This window comes from Exiguobacterium sp. ERU653, assembly GCF_018617775.1.
In the GTDB taxonomy this organism is placed as follows: Bacteria; Bacillota; Bacilli; order Exiguobacteriales; family Exiguobacteriaceae; genus Exiguobacterium; species Exiguobacterium marinum.
The window spans coordinates 20,396-36,890 of sequence record NZ_JACSKV010000004.1; the positions used below are offsets into that span (position 1 = coordinate 20,396).

Consider the following 16,495-nt stretch of genomic DNA (forward strand, 5'->3'; position numbering starts at 1 on the left):
ACAGGGGCAGTTTTTGGTTACGAAACGCGTTCTTTTTCTTCTTCCCGAATCAAATGGTATTGATCGAGAATCAATTGTGTCAGTGTATCTCCTTCATGGAGTTGAAGGTATTTTTCAATCGTTGAGGAGATACCGTGCTCCTCGATCGACAAATTCAGCTCAGACGATTCCGAATCCTCCGGGTTATAGTAATGAAGGGCCGCCGCAATCCCGTAAGCGAGTTCGTTCGGCTCGATGCCGTTATCCATCAATTCACGCGCTGGCTTGACGAGGCGGTCGCTCGGTCCAAGTTTACGAATCGGCGAACGGGCCACCCGTGACACTTCATCCTTCAATTTCGGGTTTTCAAAACGCTTGATAATCTTTTGAATATATTGGCTATGCTCTTTGGCCTCGAACCCGTATTTCTCAAGCAATAACCAGCCTGTCTCATACAAAGCACCTTGAACGACTTGACGGACGCGACGATCTTGTAGCGCCTCGTCAATCGTCGCCTTCCCGAACAACGAGCCGATATAAGAGGCGATGGCGTGTCCCGTATTGACCGTGAAGAGCTTCCGTTCGATATACGGTCCGATCTCCTCGACCCATGTCACTCCGTTGATTGGCAATTTTTCATTGAGCCCTTGTGTCTCGATGACCCATTCATGGAATGTTTCCACTTCCACGTAAAGCGGGTCCTTATGTTGTTGAAGGGGAACGATGCGGTCGACAGCCGCGTTCGGGAAGAAGACATTCGCTTCCCCGACACCGCCACATGTCTCTACTTCTTGACGGAGAATGGCGCTACCGCCAATCATGTTCTCACATGCGATGACATAAACCGGTGCATCCTCGACTTCACGAGCACGAAGTCCTTCACTGATCAAGGGTGCCACTTTTGAGAGGAGTGACGGTCCGACAGCCGTCGTCACGAGATCCGCTTCTGCGATCAAAGCCGCGACACGAGCCGGTTCTTTCAAACTGTTGACACCGCGAACCCGATCGACGACGATACGCTCGACGCCATCTTCTGCGAATCCGACCTCATAGTGACGTTTTGCTTCAAGCGCTTCGATGACCGTATCATTAATGTCGACAAACGTTACGTCGTAACCACTTTGATTGAGCAACAATCCGATAAAACCTCGTCCGATATTCCCTGCTCCAAAATGAACAGCTTTCATTTACGCCACCTCTTCCATAAAGAGAGCCAAGATTTCTTCTTTTGTTTTTGCCTGAACAAGGCGCTCCACATTGCTTTCGTCCGAGCAGAGAATCGCGATTTGCGAAAGGAGCTCTAAATGTTCATCATTCACGCCTGCAATCCCGATGACGAGTTTGGCCGTTTGACCACCAAAGTCGACACCGTCCGGCACTTGCAGGAACGAAATTCCCGTCTTCTGAACCGCTGATTTCGCTGCTTCTGTACCGTGTGGAATGGCGACGTGATTTCCGATATAGACGCTCGCGATCGCTTGACGTTCATGCATCGCTTCTACATACTCCGGCGTCACACAGCCGGCGTCTTGTAGGATGGCTCCGGCTGCTGTGACCGCTTCCTCTGTCGTTGCGAATGTTTGGTTAAGTCGAATCATCTCTGTTTGAATGAATGGCATTTTGATTTCCTCCTAATGGCTAAACCGTATCTCTATCTGTTCTGAGTTCAAGAAATTTTGCTGCGTTCCGCTTTAATTTCTTCTACCAATTGGTCGTAGTAATCGGCGTTCAAGAAGTTCGTGACCGAACGATGAATCGCATTCGGTGCTTGCGCTTCCGCACGCTCCGTCAAATCTTCGTGTGTGATGACGAACTGGGCATCTTTCGGCAAGTTGCTGATCGATGTGTTCGTCACTTTGATCGGCAAGTTCGCTTTGTTCACCTTGTTCCGGAGAACCGAGGCCCCCATCGCACTTGATCCCATCCCAGCGTCACAAGCGAAGATGATATGGTCGACTTTATCAAGACGATCTGTCACGAGAGCAGATGCGTAAGATTGCTTGCCTTTCATCGCACTCACGTTTTGTGTCGCTTCTTCGAGTGATACTTCCTCTGCTGCGCTCGATTTCAAGATGACGCTCGCCACAGCGAATGTGACCGCTGCCGATAAGAGAATCCCTGCCACGAGTCCGACGTACGAACCGCGTGACGCCATCGCAAGAATCGCGAAGATACTACCTGGTGAAGCCGGTGCGACGAGACCGACATCAAAGAGTACGAACGTGAAGATTCCTGTTGCGCCCCCTGCGATCATCGCAAGGATCAAAACCGGCTTCATCAATACGTATGGGAAGTAAATCTCGTGAATCCCACCAAGGAAGTGAATGATGGCTGCCCCCGGTGCCGTACGTTTCGCTGCACCTTTGGCGAAGAACATATAGGCGAGAAGTAATCCAAGACCCGGTCCTGGGTTAGCTTCAAGTAAGAAGAGAACTGATTTTCCAGCGTCTGCGACTTGATCGACACCGAGCGGGCTCAAGATTCCGTGGTTGATGGCGTTGTTCAAGAAGAGCACTTTTGCTGGTTCGATGAACAGACTCGCAACCGGAAGCAATTTCGCGCCGACGATCCAGTCAACACCTGCCGCCATCACTTTATCAAGGGCGCTCATAATCGGACCGAAGATTTCAAATCCTCCAAGCATGAGGAGTCCACCGATGATTCCAACTGAGAAGTTGTTGACGAGCATTTCAAATCCTGCTTTAACTTTGCCTTCAAGGGCACGGTCGACTTGGCGGATGACATAACCACCGAGTGGACCCATGATCATCGCACCGAGGAACATCGGAATGTCGGTACCGACGATGACCCCCATCGTGGCGAGTGCCCCGACGACACCACCTCGGACATCGTGAAGTAATTTACCACCTGTGAAACCGATGAGTAATGGTAAGAGATACGTGATCGTTGGACCAACGAGTTCTGCTAAGTTTTCGTTTGGCCACCATCCTGTTGGAATGAAGAGTGCTGTGATAATCCCCCAGGCAATGAAGGCGCCAATGTTCGGCATGACCATCCCACTGAGGAAACTACCGAACCGTTGTACTTTGACTCGGACCCCGCCCGAGCTTGCTTGCGTATTCGCCATGTATAAAACCTCCAGTCGTTTAAATGTGAAAGGTTGAATGTGTAGTGTAGCTAACCGGTTTGTGCTCTACACCTGTATTGTATGCCTGGAGTAAGCGCTTTCTCAATTCAATCCAGTTCACACTTTGGCAACATTTTGTGCCAAACAAAAAAATGACCATGGTTCGGTCATTTTTCGTACAATGTCTCATGAATCATTTTCTTCATGCATTCGTGCAGGAGCAAACGGAGGTCCTCTTTTGTCCCCGTGCTGTATAGCCGCATATGCTCCTCACTCTCAATGAGCGACCCGCTGATCGCACTTAGGAAGTGAAGCTCGACGTCACGTGCTTCTTCCGGTGCAAGCAAGACAAGAAGACGTGTCACCGGTTCGGTCGACTGATCCATCATAAGGAGCGGAATCGAGGTCGTTAAATCAAACGCAAACACACTCGCCTTCTCAATCGAGGCATGTCGTCCGTGGAATAACGCCAGTTTCGTACCCGGCACCCCAAGGCCCGCGACCTCATGACGACGAAGCAGTTGGGCAGAGAGCTGAATTCCGCTTTGGACAAGATCCCGTTCCTCAAGATGTGTTCCGATATCGACCAAGATGTCCTCTAAACGGTCCGTATTGTTGAGTGTGACCAAATCAAACTGATCATCCATCCGCTCGAACGTCTCTAAAAGTTCGCCAAGTTCGGCAAAATCGAGCATCGTCGATCTCGGCTTTGAAGTAACCGTTTGGAATGATTGCGGTAACGACAACAAGAGATGACGGACGCGCTGTACTTCTTCACTCGTCAACAACGGATTGACGATTAATGTAGGTACCGAGAGTGGTGGTAATGGCACCGTCGACAAGATGACATCATATTCCTCAAGTCGGTGCTGCTCTAATCCGAAAAGAGACGAGTTGACGACGTCTTGCATCTCTGGAAACTCTTGACGCACGCGGTTGACGAGCATCTTCGACGAACCGAGTCCGGCCGAGCAGACGACGAGTGCCCGATACTCACGACGCCGCACCGGTTTGACGAGTGCTGCCGCGAAGTGCATCGCCCAAAATACCGTCTCTTCCTCGGAGAACGTATTTGTCCCAAAGACGATGTCGGCACCCTGTTGAATGGCCGAACGGAGTCCCGGATAGTCGCGGTCGATATGAGGCTTGACCGTCCCCGTCTCCGGTAGCGCTTGCGTATTCATACTCGACAAGATATGCGCGAGCAGTCCTCGTTCGAGAGCCACGTCATCCGTAAACGTGAACCCGTAAATGAGTGAGACGTGGTGAATCAGTTTATGCACCCGAATCTGCATGATCCACCGCTCTTCTTCGTCTTCTTTCATTTGATCTTTAATTGAGCGCAGACGGTTCGCCTCTTCCGCGAACCAGACGCGTTCCGCCATCGAGTAGGTGATCCCGAGTGCCTCTTCCATATCGGTGGCGACTTTCAGATAGTCCTCGGACCGTCCTTTCGTATACATCTCTAAAAAGAATCCAGAAGCTAACCGTTCCTGTTGCACGCCGTAAGCGAACGTGACCCGCATGATGGTACGGTCATCCATTCGCTCAAACGCGCGAGACTTTAAATAATCATAGCCGTCCCGAAGACCTTCAAGAATCTCCTCACATGGAACGGTCTTCAAAAAAGCAGGAATGTAGTCGTCTTCTCCGCGGACGAAGCGGTAAAATGCGAGCGTGTCCCAATGGGCAAGCAGAGCGTTGATGAGTAGCTTACGCTTCTCTGACTCATAGCCGAGCACTCTAGCCCCGACTCCTTTTTTCCGTTCAACTTCTAAATGGTACTCTTCGAACCATCGATCCAATTTCTCCAAGTCTTGCGTCAACGTACTCGGCGAGACGTGCATCTGCTTGGCGACTGCCTGTAATTTGAGTGTATCGTTCTCAAACAAGAGACGCCAAGCCAGTTCAAATAAGCGGTCCTCGCTCGTCGGAATCGCTTCTGCAGATAAGATCAGGTCTTCTCGTAACTGTTGTTTCGCAGCTGGCTTGCCGACCAGGCTCAGTCCATGACCACGTTGCCAAGCGAGTTCGAGTTCGAACTCTTTTAAGATGCCTTCAAGTAATTGTCGTTCTCGTTGAACCGTGCGCTCAGACAAATTCACCGCCTGCGCGATTTCGGCGAGCGGTGTCGATGTCTCAGTTGCCAATAAGTGTAACAAGATCGAGCGTTCTCGTGCGCTCCACTCATGTTTCATGCTCATCCATCCATTCTTCGACAAGTAGTCGGTATTCCTCGAGCGACAGGAGTTGTCGGACTGACCGGACACGTGCTGTCGGATGGGAGACCGAGGTCGCCCCTTCCTGATAGAGAATCAAATCCACCTCGTTCGGGATGTTTTGAATCGTTCCGTGCGTAATCGTACAAGGCAAGCGTCCCTCGCTCGCCTGTGCGAATAACTTCGCTGCCATCGCACTCGTTACAAACCCACTATGGCAAGCAATGTATACGTTCATGTCAGCCCTTCTTTCGTCGCATATCTTTATCTAATCATAAGTTGGAACCGCTTACTTCTCCTACTATTTTGCTTGTTGGCAAAGATATCGGCAAGGAGTAAAAAGCACCTCTCACAAGGAAAGGTGCCTTACGCTATAACCAGTTTATTCCACCGTCACCGACTTCGCCAAGTTACGTGGCTTATCGACGTCACAACCACGGGCGAGCGCCGCATAATATGCCATCAACTGAACCGGTAAGACGTTGATGAGCGGTGCCAAGAGTGGCTCGACGTGCGGCAAGATGAAGTCATCATTCTCATGTTCGACGCCTTGCATCGAAATGATACAGGTATTCGCGCCACGGGCGACGACTTCTTTGACATTCCCGCGAATGTTCAAGTTCGTCTTCGGTTGTGAGATGAGCGCGATGACCGGTGTCCCGTCTTCAATCAAGGCGATCGATCCGTGCTTCAGTTCCCCGCCTGGGTACCCTTCCGCTTGGATATACGAAATCTCTTTTACTTTGAGCGCCCCTTCGAGACAGACGGACGCGTCAAGCCCACGACCGATGAAGAACGTGTTCGGTGTCGTTTTCAAGTAACGCTCCGCAAGGTCCTCGAACAACTCTTTTTGCGCCATGATCGAGTCCATAATGGTCGCGACACGGGCGAGTTCCGGCATGAGGTCGAACGGTAGTTCTTTCCCTGTCGCACGGGCGATGTCGTATGCAAGAATCGCGAGGACGGCGATCTGCGCCGTGTATGCTTTCGTCGATGCGACCGCAATCTCTGGTCCTGCATGGAGGAGCATCGTCTCGTTCGCTTCGCGTGAGAGCGTCGATCCCGGTACATTCGTCATAGTGAGCGCTTTGTATCCGCGTTTCTTCACTTCGACGAGGACGGCACGGCTGTCCGCCGTCTCACCGGATTGTGATAAGAAGACGAACAACGGACGTTCACTTAAGAGCGGCATGTTGTAGCCGAATTCAGAAGAAACGTGCACTTCTGTCGGAATGCCGGCGATGCGTTCTAAAATGTCTTTTCCGACGAGTCCCGCGTTATAGCTCGTCCCACATGCGACGATATAGATCCGGTCCGCTTCTGACACGAGTTCACGCACGCCTTCCGTGAGTTCGATCTCGCCGTTCTCGTTCTGGTAATGCTGGATGATGTTGCGGATGACGGCCGGTTGCTCGTCCATCTCCTTCAACATGTAGTGCGCGTACGTGCCCTTCTCGATGTCTGACGCATCGATCTCGGCCGTGTATGGCGCACGTTCGAGCACTTCGCCGTCGAGTGTCTTGATCGTCGCCGACTCACGTGTGAGGATGACGATCTCACCGTCGTGGAGCTCGAGGTACTGGTCTGTCACCTGGAGCATCGCCATCGCGTCCGATGCGACGACGTTGAACGTACCGTCACCGAGTCCGACGAGGAGCGGTGACTTGTTCTTCCCGATATAGAGGCGATTCTGGTCCTCTGAGTCGATCATCGAGATCGCATACGAGCCGTGGAGGTCCGAAAGCGTCTTGCGGAACGCCGACTCGACGTCGCCGAGCTCGACGAAGTGTTTCTCCATGAGTAAGACGATGACTTCCGTGTCCGTCTCTGAAAGGAACGGGACGTCGAGTGTGGCTTTCAATTGCTCGTCGTTCTCGATCACGCCGTTATGCACAAGCGTGAAGCGTCCTGTCGTACTTTGGTGCGGGTGGGCGTTTGGCACGCTCGGTACCCCGTGTGTCGCCCAACGCGTATGACCAATTCCAATCGTCCCTTCAGCGTCAGCCGGTACGATGTCACGGAGTGCTTGGATTCGCCCCACTTCTTTGAACGTACGAACGTCCTCGCCGACTAAGGCAATCCCTGCCGAGTCGTAGCCGCGATACTCGAGCTTTTCGAGCCCTTTCAATAAAATCTCTTTCGTTCCAACTTGTCCGATCATCCCTACGATTCCACACATAAACAAATCTCCTCTATTCTTCGATTTCTCGAAAAAGGAAACGGGCTTTTTTGAGTGATGTCATCAAGTCTCGTTTTGTCCGCCCAGTCACCCGAACGTTTTATCAAGACTCTCTCAGTCGTGACACGCGACTGGAAGGCATCCGCCGAAATCTCGATCACCTTCGTCCTCGTCAACTCCGCAGAGTTCTGGCGCTTTCACTTCATATCTAGCCGTTTCTCCAGATACGCTTTCATGCTATCGAGTACACGGCGTCTTGGATAGAGAAATTGTTAAAGTAGTCGCTAAATACTTTTTTACCGTTCATGTAAAAGTCACCACTTTCACTAAAAAGCCATCAATGTATCAGGTTTTCGAGTAGGGAGAGAACGGGCATGATACAAGTAACGAGAACAGAAATGAGGGGAAACACATGGGTGGAATCTTCCTATTGATCGGCATACTGTTATCCGTCTTATCCAGGTGGCTCGAATTTGAAGGGAATAGCACGTTAGGGGATGTCATGTTGTTTCCTGCGATTTTCTTTATGGCTATGGCTTTTCTCTGCAGTTTCCCTTATTTCAAGGAATGGTGGGATGACCGCTCCACCCGCAAGAAAGCACTTTTATTCGTGATGTTTGCCGCAGTCGGCATCCTATGTCTGCAAGCTGCTTTTTGGTTTGTCGTTTGGCGAGATCAATGGCTCGGGCTCCTTCTCGTCCTTCCCTTTGTTGCATGTGCAACGTTCATTGCTCGTCTATTCAAATAAAATGGGAGAGACGCTCACGCGCTCCCCCATTTCTGTTCTTCCTTTAACTCTCGTTCCGTGACATAGTTCTCATCAAGCCGAACCATATGACATTCATACAATCGATGCAACATCATAGAACTCGGGATGAGCACTGCAATCGTTACAAAGAAAGCAAGCGTCGAAATCTGCCCTGAAACTGTGAAATATAAAAAGACAATGACAAACGGATACCCAATCAAACCGGTGACTGAGTTCCAATGCGCGAGTCGTTTCGCCTCTCTCGACTTCAAATAACGCTTCTTAATCGATTCTCGGTCCCACGCGCTTTTCCATGCAGGTAACGCTGCGATTTCCGAAATCAACAATACACCCGCTAACGAAATCCAGCCCTTCTCCACAGCGAAGAAAAGCATGAGTGCGAGAGCACCGCTCATCATACTCACAGTCCATTTCCCCGATTCATCAAATGCCGTCAACTCTCTCATCTGATCACGTTTGTTCACGACGTTGCTCCTTCTCGTATTCGCGGACGTCACGAATCTCTCTTAAGTCTTGATCCGTCAAATAGTTCTCATCATAAGACTGAATGACGCGGTCAAAGCGCTTCGCCAAATATTCAATCCCGAAAAACGTAAGCTGAGAAAGGAGAAACACACGGAACGATTGTGAGCCTGTCGTTTCGCTCGTGAAGTAAAAGAGTCCGTAAATCCCAACACCCGTCAAAGCGAGCGTGTGTGCCATCATTTTGAATGATAAGAGGTTACGCGCTGTTTGATTCGTCACGAAACGTAGCCACATCCGATATTGAATAAAAATACCCGATAAGATTGCAGCGAGCACCGCATATAATGTCCCTGTAACGATGCCATCTGAGAGTGTCCAATACGAGGCATAAATCAAAAAACTGACGACGAGTCCGATCCCGATGATGCCGACACCCCATTTAGTCAAACGGTCTACTTTTAGAATCGTGTCGATTTGCGCTTTTACTTTTGGTGATGGTTCCATATGGCTCCCTCGCTTTCTAGTATCGCTTCATACGTTGGTAATCCTGACTGATGCGCATGGATTCGCTCTTCCCACTTCTTCTCTCGATACGATTTCGTCAACCCCCAAAGGGCGACGATCCCACCGGTCAGGATGAAGGCATCTTCGTTTACATACATCGGGATGAACAGCACAAATAAAGAGACGTCACTAATCCAACAATCAACGAGTCGATATCGTAACACCCGTACGACGTTTTGATGTTCGGCAAAATGGCGAATGACTCGATATTCCATGAATCCTTTATAAGCAAGCCCCATGGATACGATCAACATGACGGGGATGACCCATGTCGCCTGTGTCCGTAACATCACGATGAACGAGATTAGGAATATGACGAGTACCGGCCAGCCAAAGAACCGATCAAATTGTTTGGCATGCGCTACTGTAAGTTCAACTTGACGATTCATGCGAGACCCTCCCTTCAATCACTTCCTCATACGTCGGTAATTCCGGATCGATTTGTTTAAGTTGCTTTGTGAACCACTTCTGCCGAATCGGACTTAATACTCCCCATATCCCAAAAAAGAGGCCAATCATGAGACCAAAATCTTCCGCTGTCAGCAGCGTCACCATGAGTGCCGTCAACAAAACGGCATCCACCCATTCGAACACGTATTGAAAAATGAGGATTCGATGCGCCTTCGGATGTTTTGTCATTCGCCACATGATTCGCATTTCTTTATAGCCCATCACGACGATAATCACGGAGACCGACGCCATGATGGGGATGAGCAACATTTTCTCTAATAAGAGAGCGACAATGACGGCCGTGACATACAGAATTAAGACAGGTACGGCATAATGTCGCATCCGTTGCATCCACTTTACGTCTTGCGCCACCTATATCGCCTCCTTGTCCACATGCATATACTCCGTATCTTCTCGTTCCGTTTGTATCTTCACGTTCCATGTCCATAGCATCGCGCCGCCGATGAAAACCGTGACGCCCACATATGCCATGTTTGAGGTGAACAATAATTGATGATTCAATGCGAGAAAACAGGCAACACTGTTGATCCCGTCCCGAACGAGTTGACGACGATACAATCCTTTCAATTCTAGTTGAAACCTCAGGCGCATTCGATAACGCTTCACATATAAGATGTTCAGCGGAATGAGTGTACAGGCGATATACAGCGCGCCCCATGTGAGCTCATCGGTCAATAAACTGATTGGTAACATCAGTACTACAAATGTGCCAAACAAGCCGAATATCCATTGGTCGAATAAACGTTTCCATGCTTTTTCTTTCGTTATGCGTTCATTCATCTCTTTAACCGTTGTTTCGCGGATTGATCCACCGAAGGCATGCGCTCTCCAAATTGTCTTTGGAAAGTTTGACCGAACACCATCCACAAGGTGAGAACAACAAAAATTGTCAAAGTGTCAAGTTTCATAAAAAGGAGCGTCACGGTTATTACAATAAGAATTGCAGAATCCACTAAATCATATATGAGCTCCCATTTAAGAGATTTCACTTTGATTTTTTCGCTTACATGCGTACGTTGTTTCTGATACTTGCTAACGTCTAGCCCAATCATTGCGATTCCACCAACAATGAGTGGAACTGTCAGCCCTACATTACCTTCGAAGTACGACACAGCAAGCGCCATGAGTATGAACGCAAACGAGGTATATTTTATTCGAAGTGGTGACTTCCACCATGTATCCTCTTGTACGAAGCGATTTTGATTGTTCACTTAACAAACACCCTTTCTATAAAGCATCTATCTCCCTTATACGTATAATTTCTTACTATTGTTTCACATTTTCCGAATATTCTAGCATTGAATCGTTCGACTTTTTTCAACAATTGACGAACGAAACGTATCCGCTTACAAAGGTTATCTGCTATACTGTTACCAAATTCATTCCCACAAATTTTTTTGAAAGGTGTAGAACTGTATGTCTCCGAAGTACAAGCAAGTTGCAAGTCAGATTGAAGCGGACATCGTCAATCACGTCTACCAACATACGAATAAATTATTGACCGAGGATGAGTATGCCAATAAATATGGCGTCAGCCGCAACACGGTCCGAAAAGCAATCGAGATCCTCGTCAACAAAGGATACGTCTATCAAGTTCAAGGGAGCGGCGTCTTCGTCCGTGACCATTACAATAGCGATTACATCAATTTAGAAAAGCTCCAAGGTCTCACAAGTGACTTCAGCGGTCGAAAAGTCGAGACACGCGTCTTACACTTCGAACAGACAGTGGCGAACGATGAAGTCGCCGAACGTATGAAGTGCCCAATCGGCACACCTGTCTACTTCGTGAAGCGCCTACGTCTCGTTGATGACCACCCGTTCTCGGTAGAGGATTCATACTTCCGAAAAGAGCTCGTCATCTACTTGGATGAGAATATCGTCCAAAAGTCGATTTATACGTATTTACGAAGCGATCAAAAACTCGCCATCGGATTTGCCGACCGTGTCATTTATGCAGATTTTTTAGATTCAGAATCTGCCGACCTGCTTGACCTGAACGAGAACGACCCGGCCTTGATCGTCGATAATACCGTCTATTTGACGAACGGACAAATCTTCGACGTTTCTCGTTCCATCCACCATTTTAAACATGTCAAAATGCTAAAAGTCTCGAACATCAAGTCCTAAACGCGCCCGAGAGATGCTTTTTCTCGCGCGTGTTTTTTTATGCATTTTTCTGAAAAGAAAGGGTTTACACGAAAACGCTTTCGTGCTACTATCATCTTGTAGAAAATATTTGTACCTATGAATTTAAGTTATCCATACAAAAGGAGAGATATTATGGTTTCGGAAACAATTGACATCTCACCGGAAGATATTTTCGGTCTCATCGCCCTCTCGGGTGACGCCAAAGCGAGCTATCATCAAGCGATGCTCCTCATGCAAGAAGGAAAAAAAGAAGAAGCAGAGGCAGCAGTCGTTGCTGGTGACGCGACATTAAAAGAAGCACATGCGATTCAAACGAAATTCGTCACGCTCGAAGCACAAGGTAAATCGGCATCGGTCGGTGTCCTCATGGTGCACGCGCAAGATCACTTGATGAACACGATTCTCGTCAAAGAAATGCTTGGATATATGATGAATATGCAAAACGAAATCAACGAATTGAAAGGAATGGATCAAAAATGATTAAAATCGGACTCTTCTGTGCGGCAGGTATGTCAACAAGTATGTTAGTAGAAAAAATGAAAGCGGTTGCCTCTGAACGTGGCATCGAAGCTGAAATCGCTGCTTACCCAGAATCAGAGATGGAAACTTACGTCGACAACATCGACGTCGCGCTTCTTGGACCACAAGTGAAGTATCTTCTTTCAAAAGGGAAGCAAATCTGCGAACCAAAAGGTGTTCCAATCGACGTCATCAACACAGTCGACTACGGCATGATGAACGGCGCAAAAGTATTAGACCACTCATTAAAACTTGTAAATAAATAAACCGAGGTGATGACTTTGAAAATGCCTATAGATTTCTTGTTCGGCGCTGCTTCGGCCTCTTATCAGGTCGAAGGCGCATGGAACGAGGACGGGAAAGGCCTCTCGAACTGGGACGTCTTCTCGAAAATTCCTGGTAAGACATTTGAAAACACAAACGGCGACGTCGCAGTCGACCATTACCATCGTTATAAAGAAGACATCGCGCTCATGGCGGAGATGGGACTCGAATCGTATCGCTTCTCGATCTCATGGCCACGTGTCTTCCCGAACGGTACGGGTGAAGTGAACGAAAAAGGACTCGAGTTCTACAACAACTTGATTGACGAGTGTTTGAAACATGACATCGTCCCATTCGTCACGCTCTACCATTGGGACCTTCCACAAGCACTTGAAGAAAAAGGCGGCTGGAAGAACAAAGAGACAGTTGACGCATTCGTCCGGTTCGCGGATACTTGCTTCCAATCGTTCGGTGACCGTGTCAATCACTGGATCACGTTCAACGAAGCGGTCATCTTCTGCTCACTTGGATACTTAACAGGCGCACACCCACCAGGTATCGAAGGCGATGTCAAAGGATATTTCCAAACGACGCATAACGTCTTCGTCGCCCACGCCCGTGCCGTCGAGCTCTTCAAACAAAGCGGTCACACTGGCGAAATCGGGATCACACACGTGTTCAACCCGGCGTTCAGTATCGATGACGCAGAAGAGAACAAATTTGCCGAAATGCATGCGAATGCTTACGCGACACATTGGTTCTATGACCCAATCTTAAAAGGTGAATACCCAGAGTACGTCGTGAACGGTTTAAGCGAACAAGGTCTTCTCCCTGACATGACGGAGGAAGAACTCGACGTCTTGAAACGGACCGCTCCGATGAACGACTTTATCGGTCTCAACTACTACAGCCCGCAGCGCGTCATGAAAAATGACTCGGCGCTCGTCATGGCTGGTGGACGTGAGAACTCGACAGGTCGCCCGGGTAATCCGTCATTCGATGGCGTCTACAAGACGGTCAAGATGGACGACAAAGTGTACACGAAATGGGATTGGGAAATCTCACCGGAAGCGTTCCTCGCTGGAATGCACATGTTGAAAGATCGTTACGGCGACGTCAAGATCTACATCACAGAGAACGGTCTCGGTGATGTCGACCCGATCGTCGATGGTGAGATCATGGACACGCCACGAATCGAATTTATCGAAGGACACCTTCGTGCAGTCAAACACGCTGTTCAACAAGGCATTAACGTTGCCGGTTACTATGCTTGGTCTGCAATCGACCTGCTCAGTTGGTTGAACGGTTATAAGAAACAATACGGCTTCATCTACGTCGACCACAACAACGGTCTCGCACGGAAGAAGAAACAGTCGTTCCACTGGTATAAAGAGATCATCGCCACGCGCGCTGAAGACCTATAAGGAGGTTCCCCTATGAGCCGCTTAGAAAGAGTATTTGAAAAGTTCACCCCTGCTTTTGTTCGCTTCGCGAATGCCAAGCCCGTCCTTGCGATTAAGGACGGGTTCATCCTCACGATGCCGATGACCATCATCGGATCGCTGTTCCTTCTCATCCTGGCGTTACCGATTCCCGGTTGGGCCGACTTCATGTCAGGTCTATTCGGAGCAGACTGGTCACTCCCGCTCACGCAAGTCGTCGGCGCGACGTTTGACATTCTTGCTTTGATTGGTGTTTTTGGAATCGCTTACTCATACGTCAAGAACGAAAAGATTGAAGGAGTGCCTGCCGGTATTCTCGGGATTATCTCATTCCTCATCATCACGCAAGCTTCTGTCTTGTCTGAGTCTGGTGAATTCGTCGGTGGCGTCATTCCAAAAGTATGGACAGGTGGACAAGGTGTCCTCGCTGCTATCATCGTCGGACTAGCAGTCGGATTTATTTACTCGCAGTTCATCAAACGCGGAATCAGCATTAAAATGCCAGACGGTGTCCCACCAGGCGTATCGAACTCATTCTCTGCCCTTGTTCCTGGTTTGGCGATCATCTCGCTCGCCGTTGCGACGTTCGCGATTTTCCAAGCGGTTGCAGAGCGTACGTTCACAGAAGTCATCTATGATGTGCTTCAAGCACCACTTCAAAACTTGACAGACACACTCGCTGGAGCCGTCATCATCATGGTGCTCATGTCGGTCATGTGGTGGTGTGGGATTCACGGCGCCGCAATCCTCATGGGAATCATGGGACCACTTCTCACAGCGAACGCACTTCAAAACCAAGCTATTATCGATGCAGGCGGTACGCTCGTCGCTGGCGAGAACGCAAAAATCGTTACAATCCAGTTCCTCGATGTGTTCACGAAACTCGGTGGTTCAGGAATCACAATCGGCTTCATCATTGCCGTCTTAATCGTTGCACGCTCGGCACACTTGAAGCAGCTCGGGAAGTTGTCACTTGCACCAAGTATCTTCAACATCAATGAGCCGGTCATCTTCGGGATGCCAATCGTATTCAACCCGATCATGTTCGTCCCATTCGTCGTCGTGCCAGCCATCGCTTCATTCATGGTCTACTTTGCCATCCTTTGGGGTTGGGTCGAGCCGTTCAACGCGCTTCAAGTACCTTGGACGACACCTCCAGTCATCTCTGGATTCTTGATCGGCGGATGGCGTGCCGCGCTCTTACAGATTGCAACAATCGCTATGGCCGTTGCCGTTTACCTCCCGTTCGTTCGCATTCAAGACCGCGTCTCTTACGGTGAAGAATTGAAAGCACAAGAAGAAGCACACAAAGCATCAGCCTGAAACAAAAACGACAGCCCTTCTCAGCAATGAGGAGGGCTGTTATATTTAGGGAAAAGAGTTAAGGAGTTGGAAATTTGAAATCATACTACCCTTCTATCTTCGCCGTTATCGCTGGTCTATCCGGATTAATCGGACTATTGCTTCAATCGGTCTACCCAATCATGCTGTTTCCTGTCTTTTTACTCATCGCGGGATACTTTGTGATACATGAGAAGAAGCAGAAAACAACCGTCCGAAATTATACGCCGAGCTTTCTGGTCCTATCAAGTGCCGCCCTCGCATTCGGTCTTGGTTTCCAATCCATCATCCCATACGCCATGCTCATCGGGGTCGTGATCCATACGGTCTGTCTCTTCTGTGCAATCATCGCAATCGGACGATATCGTACACACGTCTCATGAAGGCTGTGACTGGACTCGGTTGGGGCGCATTGATTCTAGCGCTCGCCCTCATCCCACTATTTGCCGTCGATTTGATTCTCATCTATCTGCTTGAAGACACACCGTTCCGAATCATATCGACGCTCTCGATGCTCGGTTGTTTCTATCTGTTGTCGACGATGCTAAGTTTGTTTGTTGATGGGTTAACAGGAGCGTTACGCTCGTTTCTTAATATGAATGTACCTCGTCTCCTCGATACCATCCTTCACGGAATCGTGAGTTGGTTTAGTTTATACGTCGTACTTACCTTCTTTCCGTCTATCAATTTATCGACGCTCACCGTCATGGCGATTGTATTCGTACACTTATTCGGTGCATCGTTGTGGCTAAATCGGGAGCATTCGAAAGAAGACGCACCTCTCGAACTCGATTCGATCGATCAGCAGATCATCCACTTGTTACGCACGGAAACGATTGTGTCCTGCGTCGACCGCATCCAGCATGATTACCCGAATTTACCGAAACAGGACGTATTGAAACGTGTTAAAAAAATCAGTCAATCTACTAAAGTCACCGAACCGTTTCATGGTCGGTGACTTTTGTGCATGATTACGAGAGAATCGTGAGCCGTGTGCTATGTATTCCAAAGTCTAACTAGGGGAACATGATACAAATTACATAAACA

Annotated in this window: 20 protein-coding genes; 8 read left to right on the plus strand and 12 right to left on the minus strand. The window is 48.9% G+C overall.

Going from position 1 to position 16,495, the window contains the following annotated elements:
* Positions 1 to 17 precede the first annotated feature (17 nt).
* The 6 genes from KNO95_RS12605 to glmS all read right to left on the minus strand — a co-directional run bounded on the left by KNO95_RS12605 (position 18) and on the right by glmS (position 7,465).
* Positions 18 to 1,166, minus strand: a complete 1,149-nt coding sequence (locus tag KNO95_RS12605; RefSeq protein WP_026824363.1) for a mannitol-1-phosphate 5-dehydrogenase — start codon at positions 1,164 to 1,166, stop codon at positions 18 to 20.
* Positions 1,167 to 1,598: a PTS mannitol transporter subunit IIA gene (locus KNO95_RS12610; protein ID WP_214879163.1), complete on the minus strand. Its 432-nt coding sequence runs from the start codon at positions 1,596 to 1,598 to the stop codon at positions 1,167 to 1,169. It lies immediately after the preceding gene.
* 47 nt (positions 1,599 to 1,645) lie between these two features.
* Positions 1,646 to 3,067, minus strand: a complete 1,422-nt coding sequence (locus tag KNO95_RS12615) for a PTS mannitol transporter subunit IIBC (RefSeq protein WP_214704023.1) — start codon at positions 3,065 to 3,067, stop codon at positions 1,646 to 1,648.
* A gap of 167 nt (positions 3,068 to 3,234) precedes the next feature.
* Positions 3,235 to 5,265: a BglG family transcription antiterminator gene (locus tag KNO95_RS12620; protein WP_214704026.1), complete on the minus strand. Its 2,031-nt coding sequence runs from the start codon at positions 5,263 to 5,265 to the stop codon at positions 3,235 to 3,237.
* The gene (locus tag KNO95_RS12625) at positions 5,255 to 5,524 is read right to left on the minus strand and encodes a PTS sugar transporter subunit IIB (RefSeq protein WP_214704028.1); all 270 of its coding nucleotides are present in this window, start codon (positions 5,522 to 5,524) and stop codon (positions 5,255 to 5,257) included. Before KNO95_RS12625 ends, KNO95_RS12620 begins: the two co-directional genes overlap by 11 nt.
* A 144-nt stretch (positions 5,525 to 5,668) precedes the next feature.
* Positions 5,669 to 7,465, minus strand: a complete 1,797-nt coding sequence (gene glmS, locus KNO95_RS12630; protein WP_214704032.1) for a glutamine--fructose-6-phosphate transaminase (isomerizing) — start codon at positions 7,463 to 7,465, stop codon at positions 5,669 to 5,671.
* A 412-nt stretch (positions 7,466 to 7,877) separates the two neighbouring features.
* Here glmS and KNO95_RS12635 point away from each other — a divergent pair, with 412 nt between their 5' ends.
* Entirely contained in the window at positions 7,878 to 8,213 is a 336-nt protein-coding gene (locus KNO95_RS12635) for a hypothetical protein (RefSeq protein WP_214704033.1), read from the plus strand.
* Positions 8,214 to 8,227: 14 nt separating this feature from the next.
* On the opposite strand, the gene KNO95_RS12640 is transcribed toward KNO95_RS12635, so the two are convergent.
* From KNO95_RS12640 to KNO95_RS12665, 6 genes are read right to left on the minus strand one after another with little or no spacing between them, the layout of a single operon-like run.
* Positions 8,228 to 8,698 carry a hypothetical protein gene (locus KNO95_RS12640; protein ID WP_026824370.1) on the minus strand — a complete coding sequence of 157 codons (471 nt, stop codon included), beginning with the start codon at positions 8,696 to 8,698 and terminating at the stop codon, positions 8,228 to 8,230.
* A complete protein-coding gene (locus KNO95_RS12645; RefSeq protein ID WP_026824371.1) occupies positions 8,685 to 9,203 on the minus strand; it encodes a hypothetical protein in 519 nt (172 codons plus the stop codon). Before KNO95_RS12645 ends, KNO95_RS12640 begins: the two co-directional genes overlap by 14 nt.
* Positions 9,182 to 9,652, minus strand: coding sequence for a hypothetical protein (locus KNO95_RS12650; protein WP_214879165.1), 471 nt, complete (start codon positions 9,650 to 9,652; stop codon positions 9,182 to 9,184). Before KNO95_RS12650 ends, KNO95_RS12645 begins: the two co-directional genes overlap by 22 nt.
* Positions 9,636 to 10,085, minus strand: a complete 450-nt coding sequence (locus KNO95_RS12655) for a hypothetical protein (RefSeq protein WP_214704036.1) — start codon at positions 10,083 to 10,085, stop codon at positions 9,636 to 9,638. The genes KNO95_RS12650 and KNO95_RS12655 overlap by 17 nt, the downstream gene beginning before the upstream one ends.
* Positions 10,086 to 10,514 carry a hypothetical protein gene (locus KNO95_RS12660; RefSeq protein WP_214704041.1) on the minus strand — a complete coding sequence of 143 codons (429 nt, stop codon included), beginning with the start codon at positions 10,512 to 10,514 and terminating at the stop codon, positions 10,086 to 10,088.
* Complete coding sequence (locus KNO95_RS12665) at positions 10,511 to 10,945, minus strand: hypothetical protein (RefSeq protein WP_214704043.1); 435 nt, start codon at positions 10,943 to 10,945, stop codon at positions 10,511 to 10,513. Before KNO95_RS12665 ends, KNO95_RS12660 begins: the two co-directional genes overlap by 4 nt.
* Positions 10,946 to 11,150: 205 nt before the next feature.
* Between KNO95_RS12665 and KNO95_RS12670 the strand changes: the two genes are divergently transcribed.
* The 7 genes from KNO95_RS12670 (at position 11,151) to KNO95_RS12700 (ending at position 16,406) form a co-directional block, all read left to right on the plus strand.
* Positions 11,151 to 11,861, plus strand: coding sequence for a GntR family transcriptional regulator (locus KNO95_RS12670; protein ID WP_015880673.1), 711 nt, complete (start codon positions 11,151 to 11,153; stop codon positions 11,859 to 11,861).
* 153 nt (positions 11,862 to 12,014) lie between these two features.
* The gene (locus KNO95_RS12675) at positions 12,015 to 12,362 is read left to right on the plus strand and encodes a PTS lactose/cellobiose transporter subunit IIA (protein ID WP_214704045.1); all 348 of its coding nucleotides are present in this window, start codon (positions 12,015 to 12,017) and stop codon (positions 12,360 to 12,362) included.
* A complete protein-coding gene (locus tag KNO95_RS12680) occupies positions 12,359 to 12,667 on the plus strand; it encodes a PTS sugar transporter subunit IIB (protein ID WP_015880671.1) in 309 nt (102 codons plus the stop codon). Before KNO95_RS12675 ends, KNO95_RS12680 begins: the two co-directional genes overlap by 4 nt.
* A 15-nt stretch (positions 12,668 to 12,682) precedes the next feature.
* Positions 12,683 to 14,089, plus strand: a complete 1,407-nt coding sequence (locus KNO95_RS12685) for a GH1 family beta-glucosidase (RefSeq protein ID WP_214704046.1) — start codon at positions 12,683 to 12,685, stop codon at positions 14,087 to 14,089.
* A 12-nt stretch (positions 14,090 to 14,101) separates the two neighbouring features.
* Entirely contained in the window at positions 14,102 to 15,430 is a 1,329-nt protein-coding gene (locus KNO95_RS12690) for a PTS sugar transporter subunit IIC (protein WP_214704047.1), read from the plus strand.
* Positions 15,431 to 15,504: 74 nt separating this feature from the next.
* Complete coding sequence (locus tag KNO95_RS12695) at positions 15,505 to 15,831, plus strand: hypothetical protein (RefSeq protein ID WP_214704048.1); 327 nt, start codon at positions 15,505 to 15,507, stop codon at positions 15,829 to 15,831.
* Entirely contained in the window at positions 15,828 to 16,406 is a 579-nt protein-coding gene (locus tag KNO95_RS12700) for a hypothetical protein (RefSeq protein WP_214704049.1), read from the plus strand. Before KNO95_RS12695 ends, KNO95_RS12700 begins: the two co-directional genes overlap by 4 nt.
* Positions 16,407 to 16,495: the final 89 nt, after the last annotated feature.